The sequence below is a fragment of the Longitalea arenae genome (assembly GCF_016924755.1).
GTDB classification, from domain to species: Bacteria; Bacteroidota; Bacteroidia; order Chitinophagales; family Chitinophagaceae; genus Niastella; species Niastella arenae.
The window spans coordinates 404,088-429,470 of the sequence record NZ_JAFFJX010000002.1; the positions used below are offsets into that span (position 1 = coordinate 404,088).

The 25,383-nt window shown below is 45.4% G+C and carries 22 protein-coding genes; 6 read left to right on the forward strand and 16 right to left on the reverse strand.

Annotated elements, in window-relative coordinates:
• From JT717_RS06625 to JT717_RS06650, 6 genes are all read right to left on the reverse strand, one after another.
• Nucleotides 1–411 carry a hypothetical protein gene (locus tag JT717_RS06625; RefSeq protein ID WP_205509411.1) on the reverse strand — a complete coding sequence of 137 codons (411 nt, stop codon included), beginning with the start codon at nucleotides 409–411 and terminating at the stop codon, nucleotides 1–3.
• Nucleotides 412–418: 7 nt separating this feature from the next.
• On the reverse strand, nucleotides 419–2,050 hold the full coding sequence (locus JT717_RS06630) for a DUF4153 domain-containing protein (protein ID WP_205509412.1): 1,632 nt from the start codon (nucleotides 2,048–2,050) through the stop codon (nucleotides 419–421).
• A gap of 19 nt (nucleotides 2,051–2,069) precedes the next feature.
• Complete coding sequence (locus JT717_RS06635; RefSeq protein ID WP_205509413.1) at nucleotides 2,070–2,510, reverse strand: hypothetical protein; 441 nt, start codon at nucleotides 2,508–2,510, stop codon at nucleotides 2,070–2,072.
• Between the two features lie 45 nt (nucleotides 2,511–2,555).
• Complete coding sequence (locus tag JT717_RS06640) at nucleotides 2,556–2,855, reverse strand: winged helix-turn-helix domain-containing protein (protein ID WP_205509414.1); 300 nt, start codon at nucleotides 2,853–2,855, stop codon at nucleotides 2,556–2,558.
• A gap of 16 nt (nucleotides 2,856–2,871) precedes the next feature.
• Nucleotides 2,872–3,525, reverse strand: coding sequence for a hypothetical protein (locus JT717_RS06645; RefSeq protein ID WP_240347869.1), 654 nt, complete (start codon nucleotides 3,523–3,525; stop codon nucleotides 2,872–2,874).
• 349 nt (nucleotides 3,526–3,874) lie between these two features.
• Nucleotides 3,875–4,051 (reverse strand): hypothetical protein, encoded by a 177-nt coding sequence (locus tag JT717_RS06650; RefSeq protein WP_205509416.1) that lies wholly within the window; start codon nucleotides 4,049–4,051, stop codon nucleotides 3,875–3,877.
• Between the two features lie 74 nt (nucleotides 4,052–4,125).
• Between JT717_RS06650 and JT717_RS06655 the strand changes: the two genes are divergently transcribed.
• Nucleotides 4,126–6,633: a DUF5686 family protein gene (locus JT717_RS06655; protein WP_205509417.1), complete on the forward strand. Its 2,508-nt coding sequence runs from the start codon at nucleotides 4,126–4,128 to the stop codon at nucleotides 6,631–6,633.
• A 773-nt stretch (nucleotides 6,634–7,406) separates the two neighbouring features.
• Here JT717_RS06655 and JT717_RS06660 read toward each other — a convergent pair.
• Both JT717_RS06660 and JT717_RS06665 read right to left on the reverse strand, forming a co-directional pair.
• Complete coding sequence (locus tag JT717_RS06660) at nucleotides 7,407–7,922, reverse strand: DUF4399 domain-containing protein (RefSeq protein ID WP_205509418.1); 516 nt, start codon at nucleotides 7,920–7,922, stop codon at nucleotides 7,407–7,409.
• A 186-nt stretch (nucleotides 7,923–8,108) separates the two neighbouring features.
• Nucleotides 8,109–9,302, reverse strand: a complete 1,194-nt coding sequence (locus JT717_RS06665) for an aspartate aminotransferase family protein (RefSeq protein ID WP_205509419.1) — start codon at nucleotides 9,300–9,302, stop codon at nucleotides 8,109–8,111.
• Between the two features lie 306 nt (nucleotides 9,303–9,608).
• Here JT717_RS06665 and JT717_RS06670 point away from each other — a divergent pair, with 306 nt between their 5' ends.
• The 3 genes from JT717_RS06670 to JT717_RS06680 all read left to right on the forward strand — a co-directional run bounded on the left by JT717_RS06670 (nucleotide 9,609) and on the right by JT717_RS06680 (nucleotide 10,769).
• Nucleotides 9,609–10,136 carry a gamma carbonic anhydrase family protein gene (locus JT717_RS06670; protein ID WP_205509420.1) on the forward strand — a complete coding sequence of 176 codons (528 nt, stop codon included), beginning with the start codon at nucleotides 9,609–9,611 and terminating at the stop codon, nucleotides 10,134–10,136.
• A gap of 74 nt (nucleotides 10,137–10,210) precedes the next feature.
• The gene (locus JT717_RS06675) at nucleotides 10,211–10,375 is read left to right on the forward strand and encodes a hypothetical protein (RefSeq protein ID WP_205509421.1); all 165 of its coding nucleotides are present in this window, start codon (nucleotides 10,211–10,213) and stop codon (nucleotides 10,373–10,375) included.
• A 58-nt stretch (nucleotides 10,376–10,433) separates the two neighbouring features.
• Complete coding sequence (locus JT717_RS06680; RefSeq protein ID WP_205509422.1) at nucleotides 10,434–10,769, forward strand: DUF3630 family protein; 336 nt, start codon at nucleotides 10,434–10,436, stop codon at nucleotides 10,767–10,769.
• Nucleotides 10,770–10,895: 126 nt separating this feature from the next.
• Here the strand turns inward: JT717_RS06680 and rsgA are convergent, their stop codons facing one another.
• The 5 genes from rsgA to JT717_RS06705 form a co-directional block, all read right to left on the reverse strand.
• The gene (gene rsgA, locus JT717_RS06685) at nucleotides 10,896–11,828 is read right to left on the reverse strand and encodes a ribosome small subunit-dependent GTPase A (RefSeq protein ID WP_205509423.1); all 933 of its coding nucleotides are present in this window, start codon (nucleotides 11,826–11,828) and stop codon (nucleotides 10,896–10,898) included.
• A gap of 183 nt (nucleotides 11,829–12,011) precedes the next feature.
• Nucleotides 12,012–13,019, reverse strand: a complete 1,008-nt coding sequence (locus tag JT717_RS06690; protein ID WP_205509424.1) for a vWA domain-containing protein — start codon at nucleotides 13,017–13,019, stop codon at nucleotides 12,012–12,014.
• Between the two features lie 3 nt (nucleotides 13,020–13,022).
• Nucleotides 13,023–13,922 (reverse strand): BatD family protein, encoded by a 900-nt coding sequence (locus JT717_RS06695; protein WP_205509425.1) that lies wholly within the window; start codon nucleotides 13,920–13,922, stop codon nucleotides 13,023–13,025.
• A gap of 2 nt (nucleotides 13,923–13,924) precedes the next feature.
• Complete coding sequence (locus tag JT717_RS06700) at nucleotides 13,925–14,797, reverse strand: DUF58 domain-containing protein (RefSeq protein ID WP_205509426.1); 873 nt, start codon at nucleotides 14,795–14,797, stop codon at nucleotides 13,925–13,927.
• A 114-nt stretch (nucleotides 14,798–14,911) separates the two neighbouring features.
• On the reverse strand, nucleotides 14,912–15,913 hold the full coding sequence (locus tag JT717_RS06705; protein ID WP_240347870.1) for an AAA family ATPase: 1,002 nt from the start codon (nucleotides 15,911–15,913) through the stop codon (nucleotides 14,912–14,914).
• A gap of 280 nt (nucleotides 15,914–16,193) precedes the next feature.
• Between JT717_RS06705 and JT717_RS06710 the strand changes: the two genes are divergently transcribed.
• Entirely contained in the window at nucleotides 16,194–16,673 is a 480-nt protein-coding gene (locus tag JT717_RS06710) for a lipocalin family protein (RefSeq protein ID WP_205509427.1), read from the forward strand.
• Nucleotides 16,674–16,851: 178 nt separating this feature from the next.
• Here JT717_RS06710 and JT717_RS06715 read toward each other — a convergent pair whose 3' ends face one another.
• On the reverse strand, nucleotides 16,852–18,567 hold the full coding sequence (locus JT717_RS06715) for an NAD+ synthase (protein ID WP_205509428.1): 1,716 nt from the start codon (nucleotides 18,565–18,567) through the stop codon (nucleotides 16,852–16,854).
• 503 nt (nucleotides 18,568–19,070) lie between these two features.
• Here JT717_RS06715 and gldB point away from each other — a divergent pair.
• Nucleotides 19,071–20,087: a gliding motility lipoprotein GldB gene (gldB, locus tag JT717_RS06720; RefSeq protein ID WP_205509429.1), complete on the forward strand. Its 1,017-nt coding sequence runs from the start codon at nucleotides 19,071–19,073 to the stop codon at nucleotides 20,085–20,087.
• Between the two features lie 319 nt (nucleotides 20,088–20,406).
• On the opposite strand, the gene JT717_RS06725 is transcribed toward gldB, so the two are convergent.
• Nucleotides 20,407–20,886, reverse strand: coding sequence for a YcxB family protein (locus JT717_RS06725; protein WP_205509430.1), 480 nt, complete (start codon nucleotides 20,884–20,886; stop codon nucleotides 20,407–20,409).
• A gap of 858 nt (nucleotides 20,887–21,744) precedes the next feature.
• On the reverse strand, nucleotides 21,745–25,113 hold the full coding sequence (locus tag JT717_RS06730) for a vitamin B12-dependent ribonucleotide reductase (protein WP_205509431.1): 3,369 nt from the start codon (nucleotides 25,111–25,113) through the stop codon (nucleotides 21,745–21,747).
• Nucleotides 25,114–25,383: the final 270 nt, after the last annotated feature.

Below are 25,383 nucleotides of genomic sequence, written 5' to 3' on the forward strand. Positions count from 1 at the left end.
TTATATTTCCGAATACAATTTCGTAATCGATCGGCGGGTTGTAAATACCGCGATCAACAGCCCTGCTATCGTGGTACGCATTAATTGAACCGCATAAGAATCAGGTACAAATAATGCACCCTTTTCGATGACTGAAAAAAACATATAGAACAGCACAACGACAATGATCAAATGGAATGTGAGCCAGGCTATTCTGGCCGGTATACTGTAAGGCAGCATGGTTGAAATATTCAGCAATGGAGCAATGATGATGATCAATGGAACGGTAGTTATATAACCTGCCACCAATACGATCACCGATCCCAGCATATCGAAAATATCACCGGTTAAGGCTGCCCATGTTCCGAAAAACAAGGCGTTCAGGAATACAGTCTTCCACCACAGCTTTGCACTTACTGATAATAATTTCATATAAGCTTTATTGGGTAAGGGTGATGCGTTTCTTCCTTTGAAAATACCGTTTTGTATATGCATCTGCATAATTCCACGACAACCAGGAGTACTGCTGCTGCTTAACTGCAAATTGTTTTTCCCGCTGCTTTAACTGTTCAATAAAACAGGTATCACAGGAAGGGGCATTTACATCGCGCATGGTTACCTGTAATTGATTCTGGCGTTGTTGCAAGGATGTTATATTGGTATCGAGCAGGGGCAATGTCTTGTCTGACAAGGACAAGAGGAATGGCACATCCAGGTCAACGGTGTTTTGTCTTTTCAGGTTATAAGCGGCAATGAATTCATCCCAGTGAATGGTAGTTGCCAGCACCAGGATCACGATACCCGCCCATGCATTTACCCTGAACAGGAAGTAATTGGTTTTCCGGCTCCATATTTTCAGGAATACGGTCAACAGGCCTACCAGCACCATTAGCAAAAAGAACAACACACCTATCCTTTTATAAGCAAGGCCATGCCTGAGAATATAATAGTAATCGCGCAGGAAAACAGAGCCCACCAACATCGCGTTCTGAATGATCCAGGCATAAGCGCCATACTTTAACCATTTATTCCGCTTATAAAAGTTCAGGTTGCCCTTAAAGAAGAACAATAAGATCACCATCGCCAGTACAATGGATACGATCAGCAGTTCCGTTCCTTCATGCACCATTTTGTATACGGGTTCTCCTGTTTTATACTGAAAATGCAACCAGAGGAAGTTCAGGTCTATGGCATTCACTACCAGCAACAATACATTCAATAACAGGAGGCTGATGATACCGGTGGTATTTTCATTTTTTAATGACAACATACCGCTGGCCATTTTGCCCATGATCAATTCAACGAATTGAAAAAAAGCGCCGCTTCTTTTCTCATGTAACGTTTTGCGGGTTCTTTGCAATCCGTCGTTCAACCCGGCTTCACGGACGCTGAAGTAATCCAGTTTACTTTTCAGCAGAATGGAACCGGTGATCAGCAGTCCCAACAACAGGAACAATAAGCGTTGCCAGGAGAAGAAATCGAAAAAATGACTAAAGAACAATTCCAACTGAACACCGATCTGGGCGGCAATTGACGAGAAAACACTGTTAGCCACCCGGTAAATACAAAAGAATACAACCAGTAATATAAGCGGGAATACGGCAAACCGAATAAGCCGGCTGAAGCCTTTTCCTTTAACGGCCGGCTTCCTGCTGAACCGGATAGGCTCTACAAAAGACGCCACCACCATTACAATATTCATCAACATGGAGCCACCGGCATACCAAACAGAACGGTGGCTGTATTCAGCAAAACCCGCCACCAGCAACAAGGTAATGAAAAAAGCAATTTTACTGAGCTCGGTGTTATGCACTACGAGCATGGCCAAACAAACCAGGTGCCCGAGCAACAACCAGTTCACCGCGGCAGATCTACGGGCCTGGGGATACAGGTAGAACAATGCCGATAATAAAAAAGCATCGAACAAGACAGTATTAATGGCCAGTTTTTCATTCCAGAAGACGAGGTTAAACAAAACAGCACCTGCTGTTACCAAAACAATTTTTACAAGGTCTCTATTCATAGTGTCGTTATTTTCGTATTTCATGGCTATACTTTGAAGGCTGTTCATGGCTATACTTTTTGAATTTTTATTCGTGGCTATACGTTTGATGGTAATCACTCCCCAGTTTTATAAGTGATCTGTAGTGAATTGAAACGGCAATTAGTCCAGAAAGCAAGGCGATCCCCAGCAGCGAGGCCATAAGCCGATAATCACCAATACCTACCAGGCCCCAAAAGCATATAAACACAAGTACCGTAACGAAGACGCTTAGGATAATAACAAAGCCAAATATCTTTGACCCGCTTTTATGGGTATACACACAATGTTTAATGAGATAATATAATGCTGCCATAACCGGTAAAGAAAAAACGCTTCCCCAAAGAAGTCCCGCCAGAAAAAACTGCCCGGTATACCTGGTGATTGAAAAGTCGTCGAGATAGAACGCTCCCAATGCTGCATTGGTTATTACGGCTACGAGCCATATTCTGACGGCCAGCCATAATTGTTTTAATAAGTTGTTATTCATAATTGATAAAGTGCTTTGTATTTCAAAGTGTAAGGACAAAAAAAATTACTTCATGCCTTTGATCATATTTTCCAATGCTTCAATGTGGTCTTTGAATGCTTTTTCACCCGCCCTGGTAATTGAATAAGTTGTATTTGTCTTTCGCCCGATAAATCCCTTATGCACTTTAATATATCCATTCTCTTCGAGGTTCACCATATGCGAAGCCAGGTTGCCATCGGTTACATCGAGCATTTTCTTAAGGTCATTAAAGCTCACCTCCTCATTCACGATGAGAATGCTCATGACCCCCATGCGAATGCGGCTATCAAAAATTTTATTAAGATTTTCAATCGGGTTCTTCATGCAAAAAAATTATTGTCTAACGCTTCCGTTCATACTTCCACCACATAATGGCGCCATACAGGATGTGCAATACGCCAAAACCGGCAGCCCAAAAATACAATCCGTACACACCGCTCCATAAATTAATAATCCCCAGTATTAATTGTCCGTACCCTAAATAGCGGATCTCGCCTAATGTGTACTTCGATGCATTCACCAATGCGAGACCGTAAAAGATCAAACAGCCGGGCGCCACCAATTCAAAATAATGCAGCTCGATAGCCCTGATAAGCACCAGACCACCTATCACCATCGGCAAGATGGTATTCCAGGCCAGGCGCTGAACAGTACGGTCCCACAGCGGCGTTCCGTTGCGCCGGCTGCGTGCCCAGGTAAATAAAAAGGCCGAAATAAATGCTGTTATGAAAGTGATACCTGCAATTAAGAACAGATCGTTATAAAGGCTTGCCACGTTCCCGCTTACCACTTCCGTTTCGCCCCGATAATAATTGTCACTGCGCTTGGCCTGCAAATAGGCGCTAATACGCTGCTGGGCAGCCCAGGCGCCTACCAGGGCGCATATGCCGGCACTGATGCCGCTCCACCCGCTCAGCGAAATAAAGCGTGAAGACCGTTCCATCATTCGTTTAATATCCTGCAGGGTTTCCAGCGGGGGATGTTGGCTATCCATATAAAGCACTTTGTAAAACAAAGTAAATAGCAATTTCTGAGATTTGCAAACTTTTTCTGCCTGAAAAAAGAAATTAACAATGATGGTCAGCTCTCTACCGTGGTGAATTAAATATAGATTTAAAGCATGTGGGCGGCAGGACCTGTACTGCACACTTGTTTGCGCAGCATTGGCCTAAATAATAAAATTTGATCGGTTGACTGCAGTAGCCATCAGCTAACGGTTGATCGTCTAATAATTAGTTACAGCATATACAGCCAATGACCGGTGAAAGGGTTCACAGAAGACCGTAAAAGGCCTGTTAAACACCAATTCCGGAACCGGCTGCAGCAACGTTCCTGTCACTTTATTATTGAATGACCGGGAAACTTATTCGGGAAATACCCGAACGCCACCAGTAAAAACAGGTGTTAGCCTGGTATAAACCGGCTACCATATTATAATTCCGGCCTTTAGCGCCAATTCCGCCATCACGAAAACTATGTTCACCGGATAAACGGCGGTTTTGTGGGAAAACGGTCTCCATTTGTCGGTTTTAACAAAATGCTTTTCTTTCTGTTATTGTATTTTTGGGCCGCGAAACAAACCGACCTTATAAGAATGCCTATTAGACCACTTAAACTCCTGCTGTTGATACTGTTGACCCAAAATGCAATAGCTCAAACCAGGATACTGAAAGGAATTGTAAAAGATGCCCATAGCGACGAACGTATCCCTTTCGCCTCTATGCAATTTAAATCTCAAAAATCTGGCAAACTCAGCGACTCAGCAGGAACATTTATCTTTCGTTTTAACGAATGGCCAACTGACACCCTGATCATCTCTTACGTGGGATATCGGGATTTCAAATTGCCATTCGATAGCTTTCTATTGCAAAGAGTCAAAGACAATGTTTTAGACATCAGTATTTTGATGGAGCGCGGTAAGTTTGATGCCGTAGTGGTAAGAAAGAAGATCGACCGCGGCCTCCTGATGTGGAAACGCATTGTAAAACATAAAGCCAGGAACGACCGCTACCGCTTCCGCAATTTCTCCTATGAACTGTACAATAAACTGGAAGTAGACCTCAAGAATGTCAAAAAAGAAAAATGGGAGAACCTGCCCTTCATCAAAAAGTTCAATTTTGTGTTGAACAATATTGACACCACAGAAGAGGGCGTGCCTTATTTACCCGTTTACATTACAGAAGCCATCTCCAATTATTACTACCAGAAATCGCCGCTTCGCCGCCGGGAAGTTTTTAAAGGCACCAAAAGCCTGGGGGTGAATAACGAAAGTGTGTCGAAGTTATTAGGCGGTATCGATCAGAACGTCAATTTTTACTCCAATTTCATCCCGGTATTCGATAAACAGTTTGTAAGTCCCATCAGCGATAATGGGGACGCCTTCTATAATTACAAAGTGCTGGATACGCAAATGGTGAATGGCCGCAGGCTCATTCACTTTTTCTTTATACCCAAACACAAAGGTCAAAATACATTCGAAGGTGATTGCTGGGTACATGACACCACGTTCGCGATCCAGAAGATGAACCTTCGCCTGGGTAAGGAAGCCAATGTGAATTACGTGAACAAACTGAGCCTTATCCAGGAATTCAGTTTGCTGAACGACAGCACCTGGTTCCTTACAAGAGATAAGTTCGTGGTTGATCTTTCGCTGTTATCGGGTGAAAAAATGTTAGCGGCCATCGGCAGAAAGACCACTACTTACAAAGACATTGTGGTGAATGATACCTCAGTAACCAATGAGCTGGCCAAAAACAAACTGATCGAAGAAACGGTATTTCCGCCCCAGGCCAATAATGCGCCCGATTCATTCTGGGCAGTGAACCGTCATGAAGAACTAACAGTAACGGAAAAGAAATTATACCAAACCATCGATACCCTCTTAAAACTGCCCGCTTTTCAACGTGCGGTGAAAACAGTTAATTTCCTGGCAACCGGTTACCTGGATGTTGGTAATTATGAGATCGGTCCCTGGTATAACTGGGTATTCTCGAATGTACTGGAAGGATGGCGTTTCCGCTGGGACCTGGGTACTAACCGCTACTTCAGCAAAAAACTACGGCTGCATGGTTACCTGGCTTATGGCACCAAAGACCAGCAATTCAAATATGAGGCAGATGCCATGTGGTTGTTCAATAAAAATCCACGGGCATACATTTTTGCCAAATATTCGAAAGACATTGATTATGGACAGAATTATTTAGATGAAGTTAGCCAGGATAATATTTTTGCTTTGGCAGTCAGAAAGAACGGTGTGCCCATTAAATTCCTCAAAACGGAATTGATGCAGCTGGATCTGTTTAAAGAGTGGCATTCCGGTTTCTCTATTACCCTGGGTGGCGCTCGTAAGATCTATAACCCGTTACTGAACCTGCCCGAAAAAGAGATCTTCACGGATGGCAACGGTGGCACAACACCATTGAATACATTTGAGGCTTCTGTTCAGCTGCGTTTTGCTTATTTGGAAAAATTCCTCGAAGGTACTTTTTACCGCTACAGCATGGGCAGTCCCTACCCCATTACTACGATCAAATATACGCGCGGTATGAAGGGTGTGTTCGACAGCCATTACGAATACAGTAAGTTAAGTGGCAGCATTTCTGACTACCTAAAAATATCGCCATACGGAACCGTTTATTACAATGTATTTGGCGGTAAAACTTTTGGCACCCTTCCGTTTATGTTACTGGATGTAGCGCCCGGTAATGAGATCTATTACTATAACAAGTATGCATATAGCTTAATGAACCGCTGGCAATACCTGCACGATCAGTATGCCGGTTTTAATTTCGAACATAATATCGGAGCCGGTATTTTCCGCTTTACACCGCTTACCCGGCGGTTAAAGTTCCGCCAGTTCTATACCGTGAAAGGATTGTGGGGCAGCTTAAGTGAAGAGAATAAAGCGCTGAATATGCCTGCAGGATCTACATACATTTTCGAATCGCTGGATGGTAAAACATACCTCGAGCTTGGTACCGGTGTTGATAATATCTTTAAGGTATTGCGGTTCGATTTTGTTTGGCGGGTATTACCTCAACCATTGCCCGAAGCAGCTTCACAACGCTGGGGCGTGTTTGGCAGCTTTAGGTTACAATTCTAATGATCAGCGGTGAATGATGAAGATGAGTTCTGTGGTGGTAATGAGTAGTAAATAGTGATGTTCTAACCTTACTTTTTTAACCTCCGTTATGCTTTATGCAAGCGGAGGTTTTTTTAATGTACAAGCGAGAGGGATCGTTTATGGTACTATTAGCGCAGGCAACAATGATAATGGCCTTCCAGAAAAATAAAAAAGACAGGAACCAGAGAACTGGCTCCTGGTAAAGTGTAATTTGCGATACTTCACAAAGAAAAAGAACTACAATAATCTGTTACTGAGACCGAAAATGAAATTCAGGGGGGATTTCATTTTTTACCGGAATAATAACCGACTATCACTAATTAAAACAATTGAACAAGGCCGATGTACCAAACGACTTGCAAATAAATTATCATATTTGATTTGGGTCAACGAAAAAGCTGGTTTTCTTGATCAGTTTAAATAAAAAAAGGGCGATTAGAAAATCGCCCCGCAGGTCATGCCCTCAAAGCTATTGCATAGACCTTGTTTAACTTCTTCAAAAATATTATACAGAACCTTAAATAAATAATTTTTTAGACGAGCAGCATTATTTTAACAAATAAGTCATCTAAAACGACGACATATAACATCGTCTTTTTGTGTAAAAAAGACACTTTAATAATAGGTTAGCCTTACTCAATCGATTGCGCCTTTGAAATTCCACAACTGACCTGCACCGTCCTGTTATTGCCAATAAAAAAGGGCAGACACTTATAGTGTAATCTGCCCGGTTCATTTATCTTAATAAAAATTTATTTCTGCACATTCACTGTTACGGTAGCAGCCAGTTTACTGCCATACGAGCGATGGATGCCATCGGCATACTGTAAGGTAAGTTTGTGCTCTCCCGGCGTCAGGTTCAATTCGGCTGATTTTTGTGCATTACCGAAATGCAAATGCGTAGAATCTTTTGGCACCACTGTACCAGTAGCCAGTGAGTCGCCGGCATCTATCAGAATATGATGGTGGCCAGACGCTGGTTTTAATACACCGGCTGTATCGAGGGCAATACCTGACACGCCCATTTCTACCTTGAAAGGAGATTTAATTTTTTGTCCGTTTTTCAGGTTCACAAAGAACACTTTAGCGCCCGCCGGAATTTCAGGCACCGGGGCAATGGCTCCGGAAGTATCTGCATGATGATGCAAAGTATCTACTGTGGAAGCTGCTGCAGCGGTATCTGCATTTACTTCTTCTTTAGCGCCGCCGCCATCGTTACAAGCCATTAAACCAAGGAGCAGAAAAGGAATAAGATCAATTTTACGCATAGCCTATTTTTAAAGTGATTAAATAAAGGTGAACCCATCGTCACAACATCAAAGATGGCGCAAATTTAAAGGTATCTGGTCGATATCTTCAGAATCGCCTGTTTATTAACAATCAAAAAACCAGCGCGTTGTATGCCGGTTGCCGGTTACCTGTTGCCAGTCACCAGTTGCAGTTGCCAGATGCAGCTACTTTGGTTGTGATATTCCATCCAACACCTGTAAGATCGTTTTCACTGCTTTTTTAATTTCTTTGGGCGAAATGGTCAACGGGGGGGCTATGCGCAGGCATTCCGGTGCAAATAAGAACCAGTCGGAAAGAATACCCTTTTGCAAACAGCCATCTATCACCTGTTTATTGATGTCAAAATGCTCAAATTCAACAGCTATGAGCAGCCCATTCACCCGTACCGCCTTGATCAGCGGATGTTGCAGCATTTCCCGGAACAGCGCTGCTTTATTGTTAACCTGGTCAAGGATCCCTTCTTTCAGCAATACTTTAAAAGCGGCCAGTCCGGCAGCACAACAAACCGGGTGGCCCCCAAATGTGGTGATATGTCCCAACACAGGTTTTTCGGTAAAGACCTGCATAATGTTTTTATCGGCCACAAAAGCACCGAGGGGCATGCCGCCTCCCAGGGCCTTTCCCAGCAAAACGATGTCGGGCACCACATTGAATTGTTCAAAGCCCCAGATGGTACCCGTGCGGCCAAAACCCACCTGTATTTCATCGAGGATCAGTAAGGCGCCCGTTTCTGTACATTTTTGCCGCAAAGCGGTCATCCATTGGGCGGAAGGCGTATATACGCCCCTTTCTGCCTGAACGGTTTCGGCGATCACACAGGCCGTTTGAGTAGTTATTTCGGCAAGGGAGGCGGGGTCATCATATTCAAGGTGCAGCACATCGGGCAGCAGGGGCCGGTAGGCATTTCTCCAATATTCATCGCCCATAATGCTGAGCGCTCCCTGGGTAGAGCCATGGTAGCTTTTGTTGAAAGCAATGATCCGGGTGCGGTTGGTAAAGCGTTTTGCCAGCTTCATAGCGCCCTCCGTTGCTTCGGCGCCCGAATTCGTGAAATACACCGAATTCAGTGAGGCCGGCAAATGATCGGTGAGCCATTTGGCATACTGCACCTCGGGCGTTTCGATCATTTCACCATAAACCAGCAGGTGCATATAGTCATTCAACTGTTTTTTGATGGCTTTTACCACTTTCGGATGACAATGGCCCACATTGCATACACTGATGCCGGCGATCAGATCGAGGTATTTTTTACCGTTGGCATCGCGGAGGGTAGTGCCGGATGCTTTTACGATCTCAAGGCCGAGGGGAGCCGGTGAGGTTTGCGCTACATGCTGCAGGAATAATTCGCGTTTGTTCATAATCAGGGCAAAGATACTGGTTACTGGTTACCAGTTGCCGGTTGCCGGTTACCTGGTGTGGGTTACCAGTTGCCGGTTAGCGGCTTCCGGTTACCAGTTGACGGTTTCAGGTTAAAGGGCTTTACCTGCAAACCGCGAAATTCATTGCAGGGGGCCGCAAGGAGCCTCGTAACATGAACCTCAAACCCGGAGCCTGCAACTCTCCCATCAAAGACGATTCATCATCACGATGGCCGATTGCAAAGAATTATTTGGATATTTGTTGCCGGACCGCATCTCAAACTATAACCATAAACTATACACACCATGCCAGTGATCTTACACGTTGAAGGTAAATATCCTCAATTCGGAAGTAATTGTTTTATTGCCCCCAATGCCACCATAGTTGGAGATGTGGTGATGGGCGATGATTGCAGCGTATGGTTCAGCGCCGTGGTTCGGGGCGATGTAAACAGCATACGCATGGGAAATAAAGTGAATATCCAGGACGGCGCCGTTATTCACTGCACCTATAAACGCACCCAAACGATCGTTGGCAATAATGTTTCCATTGGCCATAACGCCATTGTGCATGGCTGTACCATCGAAGACAATGTACTGGTAGGCATGGGCGCTATTATCATGGATCGCGCCCATATCGGCACCAATTCCATCATTGCAGCCGGGGCTGTGGTACTGGAAGGAACCGTTGTTCCCGCCGGAACCATTTTTGCCGGTGTACCTGCCAAAAAGGTAAAAGACATCGTAGTATCGCAAATTCACACAGAAATTGACCGCATCGCCAATAATTACATCAAATATGCCGACTGGTTCCGGGACCAGGTAACCGAATAATTGGTTCTACCTATTGCAATTGTGGCATAATATTTCTAGATTTAAGGGGCGTATTACCCGTGAAAAAAAGGACTATGAAATCTATTAGAATCTTACTGTTTTTTGCTGTTGTGCTGTATTTTTTAGGTGGAACTGCATGCAGTCCGAAATATGGCTGTCCCAGTAACGGCAAAAATGTGGGTGCAGAAAGGATCCTGAGCGGCGAAAAGGTTCCCAAAGCGAAAAAGTTCAGATCGTAATACCTGCTAAACCGGTTGAACCCGTTCAACTGTATTCATAACTTAGAAACCGTACTTTATGAGCCTAACCCTACGCACCGATTTCGGCTGCACCGAGGCCATCATTGATGATGACTGTGGGCTGAAACGCTTTTACGAGGTAGCTAATATTCTCCTGGATGATCTCAAGATCAGATTTACCAATAAGCAGGATGATTTTGATACCCTCACGTGGAACTTCACGTACAAAGGACATTTGCTTACTTTGTATTACAACATTTACACCGGTATTTCGATCTATCCTTACAAGTTCAAGGAAGCTCCCCGCAAAGACAATGATGCGGTAATAGAAGTAGCTAAATTTCTGGAGACCAAACTCCTTGTTAACAAAGCAAAGCGCTTTATTGCGCAGTAATGCTACCGGTCGCATTTGCCTGTTTCATTCCTTCCAATATCCTCCCCTCTTTACATTTCCAGTATCCGTTATTAAAATTCCCAATGATGAAGTGATCCATTTAAATCGCTTCGGCATTGCGCGTATTTAATAATTTTTATCATCAATAGATTCAAGGATGTTGACATAGCTCACGTAGCGGTCTTCATTGATGCTTCCATTGATCACGGCGTCTTTAACGGCACAACCCGGCTCATTTATATGAAAGCAGTTGTTGAACTGGCAGTTGGTGATGAGGCGCGCCATTTCGGGGAAATAATGCGACAATTCCTGCCGGGAAATATCTACCAGGCCGAATTCGCGCATACCCGGCGTATCTATCACCCTGCCACCCGTGGCCGGCGGCAGATCGAACATTTCAGCGAAAGTGGTCGTGTGCAAGCCCTTGCCGCTCCATCCGCTTACATCCTGTGTTTTCAACTGCAGCCCGGGAAAGATGGAATTAATAAAAGAAGATTTACCTACACCCGAGTGCCCGCTCAATAAGGTGGTCTTATTGGCCAGTGCTTCCTGCACTTCCTGTACACCTTGATTTGTTTTTACCGACATCAATACGGTACGGTAGCCTATAGCCGCATACATTTCCTTCAACGCCGTGTATTTGTCGAGTTCTTTGTTCTTATACAGATCTGCTTTATTAAACACCACGATGGCGGGCACATGATATGCTTCGCTGGTTACCAGGAAACGATCTATAAAACCCTGTGAGGTCTTCGGTTCCCGGAGCGTTGCAAACAACAAGGACTGATCGATGTTTGCGGCTACAATATGATGCTGCTTTTTATGAGCAGGCGATTGCCGGTTGATATAATTGCGCCGGGGAAGGATCTCTGTAATGATAGCGGTATTCGCTGATTCACTTTCAATGTCAACGATCACTTCATCTCCTACTGCAATGGGGTTGGTGGATGTTATATCATCTATTTTAAACACACCTTTGATACGGGCACTCATGGCCTTGCCCGTCTCCGTCTTGATATTATACCAACTGCCTGTTGACCTGTAAACAATTGCTTTCATTGGAGCATAAAAGTACAATTATTGGGGCAGAACTGTAAGGTTCACCGTTTGGTGCTGCGGAAGCAGTTGGTTTACGCGAATCTGACAGCTGTAATCAGAAGGGCTACAGCTGACCTGCCAGGGCAATAAAGCTAATGAGAACAGAAGCTCAAATACTGCACCTTACAGGTCTGTTCTAACTTCTTAAGGGAATTTTTTAAATAGTGTGTAGCGCAAAAATATTTCCAGCAATAACATAGCGGCTGCTGCAAACGCAAAGGGAAAGAAGCGCTCGGTGTAGCGTTTGAGTGCAGTAACTTCTATGCGGGATTTTTCGAGTTTGTCAATCTCAGCATATATTCTTTTCAGGCTTTCATTGTCACGGGCCCTGAAGTATAAGCCACCGGTTTCTGTAGCGATCATCCGCAACAGCTTTTCATCGATATTCACTTTCTGCTGCCGGGTAGTGGTGCCACCGCTGCCATCAGGAATCGGTACAGGGGCATAACCTTCCGAACCAACGCCAATGGTATACACCCGTACGCCATAAGCTTTTGCCAGTTCTTTACCGGCCAGCGGATCTATACGCCCTCCCTGGTCTTCGCCATCGGTCAGCAATATGATCACCTTCGATTTTGTTTTTACGTTCTTCAGGCGGTCGACGCTTACGCCCAGGCCATCGCCAATGGCGGTACCATCTTCGAGCAAGCCGCGTTGAATATTGTAGATCTGGGTCTTCAATACTGCTTTATCAGTTGTAAGAGGCACCAGCGTAAAACTTTCGCCGGAAAATATGACCACGCCAATGCGGTCGGTGGGGCGCATATCTACAAAGGCTGCCGCCATTTGTTTGGATGCTTCGAGGCGGTCGGGTAAGAAGTCCTGCGCCAGCATACTGCCGCTCACGTCCATACAAAGCACGATATCGATGCCCTGGCCGGCTTTCAGTTCTTCATCATTCCGGGTTTGCGGGCGCGCCATGGCCATTATAACACAGCTCAGGGCCAGCAACCGCAACACAAAAGGCGTGTGGCGGAATGTATTTTTCCAGGAATTGCTTTTACGATATACCGCAAGCGAAGATACTTTCACCGAAGCCTGCTGCTTATTATACCTGTTCAGGTACCAGTAAAGCATAACGGGTATCAGTACGAACAATCCGAATATTTCAGGATAGGCAAATGTTATATTTTCAAACCAATTGTACAGCAAGGGTCAGGAAATGTTGTTTAGTGTTTTGATAGCCGTTTGTATAACGGTAAAATTCTTTTCATTATCGGTTGCATCAGGCTGGTAGCGGGCAAACTTTACAAAATCTGCGATCTGTAAAGCACGTACCAGTTGATTGAAACTTTCTTTTTCCATGGGCATCTGGCGCAGTTGCGAAATCAGCTCTTCATTTGTTTTCTCCAGCGTGGCCACTTTCAATTTACGGAACATGAATACGCGCAGTATATCGTTCAGCCGGCTATAGTAAGCCTTTACTTCTCCGTTCTGCAGCCCTTGTTTGCGCAGTTCTTCCAGTGCCTGTAACGCTTCTTCGTATGCGCTCAATTTCGGCTGGGGCGGTGGTGGCGCAGCCACTGGTTTCTTTGGTTTTCTCAACAGATAAAAGATAACGCCCGCGGCGATCACTGTAAACGCTCCAATGATCCAGGGGATCCAGGCCATCCAGGCTGGTTTCGGTACTTCTATAATATCCTTGATATCGCGATAGTCTTTCGACAGATCATCCCTGGTATAACTGACTTCAATAGGAATCGAATCGGTGGCATAGGACTTACCTTCCACTTTAAGCACCAGCGGCGGAATTACCATGGTGCCCGAATCAAAGCTGGTGATAGTGAGTTCCTGGTGATATTGCTTCCCATCGATATTATCGTTGGTATCTGGCTTGCCGGCCTCAATGATCTCGAAATGAGGAATGGTATCGAGGTTAAACCAGGTAAGCGATTGTCCCATGGGGATCCGCACTTCAAAGGTCAATTTGATGGGTTCACCAATGAGGATCTGATCGCGGTTGACCGATGCACGGGCCATCACCTGGCCAAACATATAAAGGGGGCTGGTGAGTAAACTACCAATGAGGACAATATAAAGAATAGGGTTTTTCATAATTACCGGTTACGCCCGATAAAGAACTTCTGCAGCACTTTTACATAATCTTCGCCGGTGCGTATATGCAGGAGGTCGCAACCTGCCCGCGTAAAGATATTTTTACAATAGTTTGTGTGATTAAAAAAAGCAGCTTCGTGTTGCTGACGCACCAGGTAATCGCTTGTATCTATCCAGGTGCGCGCCCCCGTTTCTGCATCTTCCACTTCCATTAAACCGGCATCGGGTAACTGCATATCCATTTTATCGTACACCTTTATGCCAATCACATCGTGCTTTTTACCTGCTACCTTCAAACCGTCTTCAAAATCATTGTCCAAAAAATCGCTTAATACAAAAACGATACTGGTTTGCCGCACGGTATTATTCAGCCTTTGCAGGGCATTGCCCAGGCGGGTTCCTTTATTCTTTGGCTCTGCCGTTAACAGCTCGCGAACGATGTACAATCCATGATCCCTTCCTTTTTTGGGCGGAATGAACTTTTCGATCACGTCGCTGAAGAAGAGCACGCCTATTTTATCATTATTGCTGATAGCGGAAAAAGCCAGTACGGCGGCCACTTCCGTGATCAGGTCTTTTTTCCGGGCCTGGGTGGTGCCAAACAAAGAACTGGCGCTTACATCAACCAGCAGCATCACCGACAGCTCACGTTCTTCTTCAAATACTTTACTGAAGGGGTGATTAAAGCGGGCAGAGACGTTCCAGTCGATAAACCGGATATCATCGCCGGCCTGGTATTCGCGCACTTCTTTAAAAAGCATACCCCGCCCTTTAAATGCGCTGTGATATTCACCTGTAAACAGGTGGCGGGTGATCTTTTTGCTTTTGATCTCCAGCTCGCGAACTTTTTTTATTATTTCAGCTGTTGTCAGCATATTCAATGGACAATTGGCGTGACAATAACAATTCAATTGGCAATGAGCAAGACGCAACCGGCATTTGTACCCTTATGTTATTTGACTATTGCCTATTGTTTATTGCCTCCTGGGTTAAGGTACTTGTATAACACGAAGAACGTCATCGATGATATTCTCCACATTCACATTCTCCGCTTCAGCTTCATAGGTCAACCCGATGCGATGGCGCAATACATCTTTTGAGATACTGCGTACATCTTCGGGAATAACAAAACCGCGTTTGTTCAGGAATGCATGCGCTTTGGCGGCCAGGGCCAGGTTAATGCTGGCGCGGGGCGAACCGCCATAAGCGATCAGCGGCTTCAATTTTTCCAGTTTATATTTCTCGGGGAAACGGGTGGCAAAAACAATGTCGAGGATATAATTCTCCACTTTTTCATCCATATAGATCTGGCGCGCCAGTTCTTTTGCCTGGGTGATCTCCTGCATCGACACTACCTGGCTCACTTCGGGCGATTTGGACCCCTGTACGTTCTGGCGAATGATGATCTGCTCTTCCTGTTTTGTAGGATAATCCACGATCACTTTCATAATGAACCGGTCCTGCTGTGCTTCCGGCAATGGATAGGTACCTTCCTGTTCCAGCGGGTTCTGGGTGGCCAGCACCAGGAATGGTTCATCCAGTTTATGGGTAGTATCTCCAATGGTAACCTGCCGTTCCTGCATGGCTTCCAGCAAGGCGCTTTGCACTTTTGCCGGAGCGCGGTTGATCTCATCTGCGAGTATGAAATTGGCGAAGATCGGTCCGCGGCGAACTATGAATTCATTTTTCTGCTGATTATAGATCATGGTGCCAATGACGTCGGCCGGCAACAGGTCGGGTGTGAACTGGATACGGCTGAATTTGGCATGAACGGCCTGGGCGAGTGATTTAATGGTGAGGGTCTTAGCCAAACCAGGCACCCCTTCCAGCAACACGTGGCCATTGCTTAACAGGCCAATGAGCAGCCTGTCTAACATATGATGCTGTCCAATAATAACCCTGGCTGTTTCATCGCGGAGCCGGTCGATAAATGCGCTCTGATACTGGATCTTGTCATTGAGCTGCCGGATATCATCTGCTGTTAATAGCATATACGGGGTTTAGTATGAATGATTGATAATCAGTTATAAAAAATACGCCCATCACCTTTGCAAGATGCTTGCCAACTTGCAAAAACGACCCTAAAATCAATAAAAATAAACATGTTTCCACATACACAATAAGCGGGCAATACAGCAGTTATGGTAATATTACGATTTCCTAAACCACAAAGCAACGGAAAGGGAATAAAATTTGCTCATAATAGTGTGTTATTTTGCAGCCCTGGCTGGCGACATTGTTAAATAGGCATTAAAAATAAAAACTGTTAAGATGAAAAATTATGCATTAGCTCTGCTTTCACTTGTTTTTGTTATCTGGGGTTGCGACAAGGATGATGATGATGACAAGAATAACGATGTTCAGGCAAAGGTTCAGTTAATGATCGCTGCTCCGTGGAAATATGATACAGCAGCGATAGATGCTGACAAGAACGGCACTCCTGACCAGGCATTCCCTCCGGGCTTTGACATTGAGTCATGCATAAAGGATAATATTATCACCTTTAAGAGCGATAGTACCGGAAACCTGAATGAAGGCGCTCAAAAATGTGAGTCAACCGATCCGCAAAACACAGCCTTTAACTGGTGGTTCAAAGACAATGGTGCTATATTGCACAGCCCCGATCCTATCTTCGGTGGTTTCAGTGGCGATGCCAAAGTAATTGAACTCACAGGCACCAAATTACGGGTAACAAAAGAATTGTCTTTTGGCCTTGGCACTTACAATGTAGTGCTCGACCTGAAGCATTAATCGAACTTATTATAGACCAAAAGCCCTCCCGATGCATTGGGAGGGCTTTTTTGTGCTTTTTCAGCTGCCTGAAAGGCGCATGAGAAAGTAATTAATTGATCACCCTGTACGACAAACGAAAACAATCAAATACCTGCTTACCCCCTTACCTGTTTTGGCGTGTTTATTAGATGACCATCTATGACAGGTATTTACCTACGATCGGAACCCTGCGGCCCACTCCGAACGCTTTACAACTAACCCTGATGATGGGGCAGAATTGATTACGTTTGTATTCATTGCTGTTCACCAGTTTCAGCACGCGCCGCACCAGGGCTTCATCAAATCCCATGGCAACAAGTTCCTTCGGTCCTTTTCTTCTTTCAATGTATTGGTATAATACTTTATCGAGCACCGCATAATCGGGCAGGCTGTCGCTGTCTTTTTGATCGGGCCGCAATTCAGCTGATGGTGGTTTGGTAATAATATTTTCGGGAATGATCTCTCCATTGCGGTTGAGGTAATTCGCCAGGGCATATACCTGCATTTTGTACACATCGCCCAGGACGCTTAAGCCGCCAGCCATATCACCATACAGGGTGCCATAACCGGTGCTCAGCTCGCTTTTATTGGAAGTATTCAGCAGGATGTAACCGAACTTGTTCGAAATGCTCATTAAGAGATTTCCCCTCGAACGGCTTTGCAGGTTCTCTTCTGCCAGCCCAAAGGGCAGATCGCCAAATACGGGCTGCAGGGTATGCAGGAAAGAATCGTAGATATTTTTTATGGGAATAATATCATAGGGATTGCCCAGGTTCTTACTGAGCTGTTCAGCATCTTCTACCGAATGAGAGGTAGAGAAATGAGATGGCATCAGTACCGCCCTTACATTCTCACGGCCTAATGCGCGGGTGGCCAGGGCCTGCGTAACAGCGCTATCAATGCCACCGGAACTACCGAGGATGGCTTTGGTAAAGCCCATTTTCCTGAAATAATCCCTGATGCCGAGGATGAGCGCTTCTTTGATCTGGCCGATATTCTCATCAGATGTTAAATATTCGATGATCTTTTCCGGATCCTGCACTTTTCCTACACGCATGTCTTTATCAAATTCCGGAATTGCTTTCATCGGTTTGGGTTTTGCCTTCTGTACCTGGATCTCATCGAGGTTCACAATGGCAAAATCCTCTTCAAAATACTTCATCTCCTTTATGATCTGGCCGTTTGCGTCCATCACCATGCTGCCACCGTCGAAAACGATCTCCGTTTGCGAGCCAATGGCATTGCAATAGAACATGGGCAGCCCGTACTTAAGGACGTTCGCCCGAATGATCTCTTCGCGGTCCTTATCATGGTCATAATCGAAAGGCGAAGCGGAGATATTGATCATGAGATCGGGTTGCTGCGTGATGAGCTTGTCCATTGGGCATTGGCGGTACAATGGATTATCGCCCAGGTTCCAGATATCTTCACAAACGGTCAGGGCGATTTTCTTCCCTTTAAACTCCAGCACATTCCAATCGTAACCGGGTTCAAAATACCGGTACTCATCAAACACATCATAATTCGGCAACAGGGTCTTGTGCGCTACGCCAAGCACTTTTTTATCGTATAACAACCAGGCGGCGTTAAACAGGTCTTTTCCTTCTTTCAGGGGATTACGTTGCGGACTGCCTACGATCACCCCGATGGTATCGGCCTGCTCTTTTATGATGTCGATCGCTTTATAACATTCATTTATGAAATCGTCAAACTCGAGGAAATCCCGGGGCGGATAACCACAGATGCTCAATTCCGAAAACACCACCAGGTCGGCTTTCCTGCTCTTTGCATACTGGATAGCCCCCATTATTTTGCGGGTGTTATCTTCGAAATTCCCTATATGATAATTTTGCTGCGCGATCGCAATTTTCATTTGAGTTCTTTAGGTTTAATAAAAACGAGGCCCGTTTTTTCTTCCAGCGCAAATTTACACCAATGTGCAAAGCAATACAAGCAAGCTTACTGCTTAAGACTGAAGGCTTAACGCCAATCAGCGAATTTGCCGGGTGACCTGCAAGCAACCTGCTGACAGCGCAGAAGCCTGAAGGCTGCAGGTGGAAGTTCAAACGCAAAACAACTAATTGGCGGCTGACCTCCAATGCTGACCTTACCGATTAACTTAGCTGGCGCGGAACGCTTAACGCAGAAAGCCCAACGCCAAATACCAGCATACAGTTCCTGCTTTTCAACCTTACCTTCGCCGAAACTTTGCCATAACCATAGGGTTCGAGCGCAGTGGTGCCAGCGAACAGCCCAGAAACTCAGAATGCAAAATACTAGCGCATACAAACGAGGCGTTAAGCCCCTGGTTTTCGCCGGCGTTCGGTGTTACGCGTTAAGCGTTCGGCCTAAGCATTTATTTAAATATTTTTCCAGATGAAAAGAACAGCCCTGGCATTTTTGCTTCTTGCCGGATTATTTTCCTGTAAAGACAAAAACGTACCTGATGTATCAAAAATCAAGGTTGACCTTTCTGTACGGCGTTTTGAACAGGATTTCTTTGCTATTGATACCAACCAGATGATGGCTTCCCTGAACCAGCTTGGGGAAAAGTATCCACTTTTTTTAGGTGATTATCTATTCAATATTATGGAACTGCCGGGTATCAGTGATACCAGTACGCAGGAACTGGTCCTGCTGAAAAAATTCATTAACGATTACCGGCCGGTGAAAGATTCGGCCGACAAGGTCTTCCGCAATTTCAGTGCTGTTGAAAAGGATGTAAAGAAGGGCTTACAATTCATAAAGTATTATTTTCCGGCTTACAAGACCCCGCCGCAACTGATCACTTATATCGGACCAATGGAAGGCTATAGCGATGTTATTACCCGCGATGCGCTGGCGGTTGGTTTGCAGTTGCACATGGGCAGCAATTATTCCTTATACCGCAGCAGCCTTGGCCAGTCGGTATTCCCTGACTATATCTCACGCCGGTTCACACCCGATTACATTGTGGTAAACTGCATGAAAAATATCATCAATGATATTGCCCCTGAAAAAGGGGGTAGCAAACCCCTGGTAGAGCTGATGGTAGAAAGTGGAAAGCGCTTATATGTGCTGGATAAAGTGCTGCCTTTTGTGGAGGACACGCTTAAAACCGGTTATACCGCTGCCCAATTGAAAGGCTGTTATGAAAATGAAGGCAAGATCTGGAACTTCTTTCTCACCAATAACCTGCTGTACAATATTGAGCCGGTGAATATAAAGTCGTATATGGAAGAAGCACCCAATACACCTGAACTGGGCGATCGCTCACCGGGCGCTATTGGCGTATTTGTAGGCTGGCAGATCGTTAAAAAGTATATGTCGAAGCATGAAGGGCTTTCTTTGAATGAACTGCTGAACACAGATGCGAAGAAGATCTTTGAGGAGAGTAAGTATCGGCCGGGTTAACAGTTCGCAGTTGGCAGTTGGCAGTTCGCGGTTGGCAGTTGGCAGTTCGCGGTTGGCAGTTACCTGGATTTCAAATTCGAGAACGGCGACTAACTATTATAGTTGAAAATTCAGGGTCCCGGGCGACCTGGAAAGCTTATCGTCGTTTTTGTCCGCTTACCGGCAACCGGTAACTATTGCATTCCCCGGAACATGGAACTTGTATCTGATTGATTTGCGCCGAGCCCGGCAACCGGTAACTATTGCCTTTCCCCTGAAACCCGGAACATAGAACTTGTAACTGATTGTTTTGCACCTCCCCCTTTAGGGAGTTGGAGTATTATTTCTTCCCAATCTTTTTTCTCAGCAGCTCCCTGGCAAGTTGCAGATCGGTGATCGATTTAAACGAATCCTTGGGTACCAGGAAAAAAGACCGCGCGTCGAAGTATAAGTGAAAAAAATAAGGGCTTTCCACAAAATGGCTGAATTGTTTCCAGGGCCAGCCTTTGGAGCCTTTGGCTGTTTCCAGCACCACATTCTCATCATCAAAATGCATAATGAATTCGTCCTGGAAGGTGTGGGAACGCCGGTAAATGCTGCTGGGCAGTATCCGCCAGATCACCAGCATCAGCAGGAACCATAAAAAAGAAAAAATTAAGAAAGAGATAGCCTGTATCTTCTTTAAGGCAAACAGTACGGCCGAGGTAATGGCGAATACGTTGATCAGCACCAACAGGACCTTGATTTCAGGTCGCATTAAAAAATGATAACGTAAAGCCTGTATTACCTGCTTTTTATCATAACCAAATTGAACTGTCATTCAGTTTTCCCCCATTAAGGCCGTAAAAGTAAGGATTCCACGGTAAGACCATGATAAAAAACAGGGTTCAAATTAATGAACCCTGTCCAGCAGTGCACATGAAACAATCCCTTTTACGGGAAAGTCATTTAAGGGCAAATTGTTCTCAATGGCTATACCTGAGGTTTAGTAATCCGTTCCTGAATATCTTTAATGGCAGGCGATCTTTTCTTTTGCAAACCTACTTAGTTACTGGCCCTGGAACAATACCACTTTGTGGTGCTATTGAAAGGAGTAATTTATCATCAGATACACTGAAGTTCAATCAATTGCTATAAAAAAGAGGATTTTTTTGCCCTGCCCAAGGTCTGGGGTGAACGGGTATTCCGGGCGGCAGGTGCCAATGCACCATCTTTAACGAACCATTTTACCACATTTATATCTTGTTTTACCATGAGCGGCTTCATAGGGAGTAATATACCGGTTACAGGAGGCCAGAAAGGCCATGCAGATCGTCACAAGTAAAAGCGTTTTCAGTTTCATTTGTTAGTGTTGGTTTCTACCGGAATAAACGAAGCGTCCCATTATATTGATATTTATAAATATACAAAGAAATGTCAAAATATCTGTCGCAGCTTAACCACGATCAGCCTTTTCCCCTTGAAGGAAAGTATCCAGCCTCTGCCATTCAAAAGGCTTCCGGTCAAATAAAAAATCCGCTCATAAACATGAGCGGATTGAAGTTTATAAAAATAACCGTCCAAAATTCTCGTGTATTGAGCTGGCAACTTGCTGTTCAACAGCTTATTTTTTGCCAGCCTGCCCTCATTTTAAAGGGGGCGCAGGATATTGGAACGGGTACCTGTTGATCGGGATCTCTTAACTGCAACCCATGCTATTACCGCAATTGAGGCATTTATAGCAGGTTCCGCTACGGATGGTAATATGTCCGCAGGTATTACAGGCCGGCGCATCGCTTTGCATGCTTTTGGCGGCTGCGTTGATGGCATCGATACCTGCTTCTGCTTTTTTAACAGTGGCTTTTACAGGTTTCAACGGGTCTGCATCTGGTGTTTTAACCGGTTTACCGGGCACGACGCGCACATCACTTAGTGGTGGTGTTTTTTTTTCGTACTCCAGCGAAGTGGGAATTTCATCCCAGTCATCGGTGCCGGTATTCATTACTTCAGGCCGGTCAAGTACATGTACCAGGTCGGTTCTGCCCAGGTATTCATACGCCAGGGCACGGAATATGAAGTCAACGATCGAGGTGGTGCTCTTAATGTTCGGATGGTCTACCATTCCGGCGGGATCAAAACGCGTGAACACAAATTTCTCAACAAACTCTTCGAGCGGCACACCATACTGCAGGCCAATTGAAATAGCTATAGCAAAGCAGTTCAGCATACTGCGCATGGTGGCGCCTTCCTTGGCCATATCGATGAAGATCTCACCTACTGTACCATCGCCGTATTCTCCGGTACGCAGGAAAATGGCCTGTCCGTTGATCTTGGCTTTTTGGGTAAAACCACGTCGTTTTGCCGGCAGGGTCCTGCGCTCAACGATTCGCGCCAACTCCCTTTTCAATCTTGTATCGGGAGATGCCTGAACGCGTTTCTGCACTTCACCCAGCAGTTCGGTAATGGTGAGTTTACCAAGGTCTACAATATTTGATTCCTGTGGCTCAGCGGCAGGGGCTGTTTCACTTGTTTCGTCTTCCGCTTTTTTCTTCTTATCGCTTTTATTGCTGAGCGGCTGGCTAAGCTTTGATCCATCGCGATACAAAGCACAGGCTTTTAAGCCCAGTTTCCAGCTCATCATGTAAGCATCGGCAATTTCTTCTACTGTTGCTTCATTCGGAAGGTTAATGGTTTTTGAAATAGCACCACTCAGGAACGGTTGTGCGGCGGCCATCATGCGAATATGGCCATGGGCATGAATGTAACGTTGGCCCTTTTTACCGCATTTGTTGGCACAGTCAAAAACGGGCAGGTGTTCGGCCTTTAAGAAAGGAGCACCTTCGATGGTCATGGTACCGCAGATATAATCGTTGGCGGCTTCCACCTGCTCATCGGTAAAGCCTAAAGCTTCCAGCAGGCTCCATTCAAAATTAAAGTACTGCTCAGGTTTGAATCCCAGGCGTTGCAGGCACTCTTCACCGAGCGTGTAAACATTGAATACGAATCCGATTTCAAAGGCGGAAGCTACGGCTGCATCTAATTTTTTGATCTCTTCGGCAATAAATCCTTTCTCGCTCAGGGTCTGGTGATTGATATGCGGCGCTCCAACGAATGTTCCGGCGCCTACTGCATATTTCACGATCGATTCAATCTCCCGGGGCTGGTATCCAAGATTCTTTAAAGCTGTGGGTACAGACTGGTTAATGATCTTGAAGTAACCGCCACCACTGAGCTTTTTGAATTTAACCAGGGCGAAATCGGGTTCTACACCAGTTGTATCGCAATCCATTACCAACCCAATAGTACCGGTAGGTGCTATTACAGTGACCTGGGCATTGCGATAACCATGTTTCTCCCCTAACTGAACAGCTTCATCCCATGCTTTGGTAGCCGCTTTCAGGAGGTAATCGGGACAATATCTTGCTTTAATACCCTGGGGTTTGATGTGCAGTTTTTCATACTCATCTGCATCGTAGGCAGCGAGCCGGTGGTTGCGCATTACGCGCAACATGTCTTCCCGGTTCTCCTCAAAACGGGAGAAAGGTCCTAAGATAGAAGCCAGTTCCGCCGACGTTTTATACGCAATACCGGTCATGATAGCGGTTATGGCGCCGGCAATACCCCGGGCCTCTTCACTATCGTATGGAATGCCCATTACCATCAGCATGGAACCCAGGTTGGCATAGCCCAAACCGAGGGTGCGGTAATCATAGCTCAGCTGTGCTACTTCTTTGGAAGGGAACTGCGCCATGAGCACGGATATTTCCAGAACAACCGTCCACAGGCGGCATACATATTCGAAACCTTCTACATCGAATGAATTGGCAGCCTCGTTATAAAAGCGGCGCAGGTTGGCAGAAGCCAGGTTACAGGCCGTATTGTCGAGGAACATATATTCACTGCAAGGGTTGGAAGCATTGATGCGGCCTCCTTTGGGACTGGTATGCCATTCGTTGATGGTAGTATCGTATTGTGTTCCGGGGTCGGCACAACGCCAGGCGGCATAGGCAACCTGGTTCCAAACCTCTTTGGCGGGAATACGCTTCATTACTTTACCATCGGTACGGGCTTTCAATTCCCACTCTTCATCATTCTCGAGCTTGCTAAAAAATTCATTGGGAATTCGAATCGAGTTGTTGGAGTTTTGGCCGCTCACCGTTCTGTAAGCCTCCCCTTCATAATCACTGGGATAACCTGCGGCGATCAATGCGCCTACTTTCTTTTCTTCTTCTACTTTCCAGTTAATGAACTCCATGATCTCAGGGTGGTCAAGATCAAGGCAAACCATTTTGGCGGCCCTGCGCGTGGTACCACCACTTTTGATGGCGCCTGCGGCGCGGTCGCCGATCTTCAAAAAGCTCATGAGGCCGCTGGAAGTGCCGCCACCGCTTAATTTCTCGCCTTCACCCCGGATGGTAGAAAAGTTAGTACCTACGCCACTGCCATATTTGAAAATACGGGCTTCGCGCATCCACAGGTCCATGATACCGCCTTCATTCACCAGGTCATCCTCTACGCTCAGGATGAAACAGGCGTGCGGTTGCGGGCGCTCGTATGCTGAAGTTGATTTTTTCAGTTCACCATCAACAGGGTCTACATAATAATGCCCCTGTGGTTTTCCTTTGATGCCATAGCTTTCAAATAAACCGGTATTGAACCATTGCGGACTATTAGGCGTACATGACTGATTGAGGATACAATGCACCAGCTCTTCGTAAAATATGGTGGCATCCTGTTCAGAAGCAAAATACCCATATTTCTCACCCCATACCCGCCAGCAATTTGCCAGACGATGGGCAACCTGTTTTACCGATGTTTCACGACCCAGTGACCCATCCTTTTGTGGAACGCCTGCCTTACGGAAATACTTTTGAGCCAGAATATCTGTAGCAATCTGACTCCAGTGTTTGGGAACCTCTACATTATTCATTTCAAACACCACTTCACCACTTGGATTGCGGATCACCGACGTTCGATAATCATATTCGAACTGATCAAACACAGACACTCCTTCGCGGGTGAACCGGCGACTGAACTGTAAGCCTTTCGATTGCTTTTTACTGGGCATAGGTTACTTAGTTTTTTAACAATGATTAAATCAGGGTTTGGGTGGAAAGGGTGAAGAACGAAAATATCCAGTCAGGGCCAGATTTCCGATCGAGAAATATGCACAGCTGTGGAAAAAGGATGTTAAAAATACGAAGATGCAAGCTGGGTGTGCTTTACTCGATTTTTGCACAGAATACGGTCAGATGTTAATTACTTTTTCAAGGTTGTTATGAAAAAAAATGTTATCTATAAAGGCGTCGCGAGTTACTGGTTCCCGGTTGCAAGTTTC

What these genes read in the sequence shown, in the direction of transcription:
- JT717_RS06660 (WP_205509418.1), bottom strand. Translation starts at nt 7,922, where the DNA reads ATGCGTAAAATTGATCTTATTCCTTTTCTGCTCCTTGGTTTAATGGCT.
- JT717_RS06695 (WP_205509425.1), bottom strand. Translation starts at nt 13,922, where the DNA reads ATGAAAAACCCTATTCTTTATATTGTCCTCATTGGTAGTTTACTCACC.
- JT717_RS06675 (WP_205509421.1), top strand. Translation starts at nt 10,211, where the DNA reads ATGAAATCTATTAGAATCTTACTGTTTTTTGCTGTTGTGCTGTATTTT.
- JT717_RS06700 (WP_205509426.1), bottom strand. Translation starts at nt 14,797, where the DNA reads ATGCTGACAACAGCTGAAATAATAAAAAAAGTTCGCGAGCTGGAGATC.
- JT717_RS06645 (WP_240347869.1), bottom strand. Translation starts at nt 3,525, where the DNA reads ATGGATAGCCAACATCCCCCGCTGGAAACCCTGCAGGATATTAAACGA.
- JT717_RS06650 (WP_205509416.1), bottom strand. Translation starts at nt 4,051, where the DNA reads ATGGAGACCGTTTTCCCACAAAACCGCCGTTTATCCGGTGAACATAGT.
- JT717_RS06630 (WP_205509412.1), bottom strand. Translation starts at nt 2,050, where the DNA reads ATGAACAGCCTTCAAAGTATAGCCATGAAATACGAAAATAACGACACT.
- JT717_RS06655 (WP_205509417.1), top strand. Translation starts at nt 4,126, where the DNA reads ATGCCTATTAGACCACTTAAACTCCTGCTGTTGATACTGTTGACCCAA.
- rsgA (WP_205509423.1), bottom strand. Translation starts at nt 11,828, where the DNA reads ATGAAAGCAATTGTTTACAGGTCAACAGGCAGTTGGTATAATATCAAG.
- JT717_RS06715 (WP_205509428.1), bottom strand. Translation starts at nt 18,567, where the DNA reads ATGAAAATTGCGATCGCGCAGCAAAATTATCATATAGGGAATTTCGAA.
- JT717_RS06705 (WP_240347870.1), bottom strand. Translation starts at nt 15,913, where the DNA reads ATGCTATTAACAGCAGATGATATCCGGCAGCTCAATGACAAGATCCAG.
- JT717_RS06670 (WP_205509420.1), top strand. Translation starts at nt 9,609, where the DNA reads ATGCCAGTGATCTTACACGTTGAAGGTAAATATCCTCAATTCGGAAGT.
- JT717_RS06635 (WP_205509413.1), bottom strand. Translation starts at nt 2,510, where the DNA reads ATGAATAACAACTTATTAAAACAATTATGGCTGGCCGTCAGAATATGG.
- JT717_RS06680 (WP_205509422.1), top strand. Translation starts at nt 10,434, where the DNA reads ATGAGCCTAACCCTACGCACCGATTTCGGCTGCACCGAGGCCATCATT.
- JT717_RS06640 (WP_205509414.1), bottom strand. Translation starts at nt 2,855, where the DNA reads ATGAAGAACCCGATTGAAAATCTTAATAAAATTTTTGATAGCCGCATT.
- JT717_RS06710 (WP_205509427.1), top strand. Translation starts at nt 16,194, where the DNA reads ATGAAAAATTATGCATTAGCTCTGCTTTCACTTGTTTTTGTTATCTGG.
- JT717_RS06625 (WP_205509411.1), bottom strand. Translation starts at nt 411, where the DNA reads ATGAAATTATTATCAGTAAGTGCAAAGCTGTGGTGGAAGACTGTATTC.
- JT717_RS06730 (WP_205509431.1), bottom strand. Translation starts at nt 25,113, where the DNA reads ATGCCCAGTAAAAAGCAATCGAAAGGCTTACAGTTCAGTCGCCGGTTC.
- JT717_RS06725 (WP_205509430.1), bottom strand. Translation starts at nt 20,886, where the DNA reads ATGACAGTTCAATTTGGTTATGATAAAAAGCAGGTAATACAGGCTTTA.
- JT717_RS06665 (WP_205509419.1), bottom strand. Translation starts at nt 9,302, where the DNA reads ATGAACAAACGCGAATTATTCCTGCAGCATGTAGCGCAAACCTCACCG.
- gldB (WP_205509429.1), top strand. Translation starts at nt 19,071, where the DNA reads ATGAAAAGAACAGCCCTGGCATTTTTGCTTCTTGCCGGATTATTTTCC.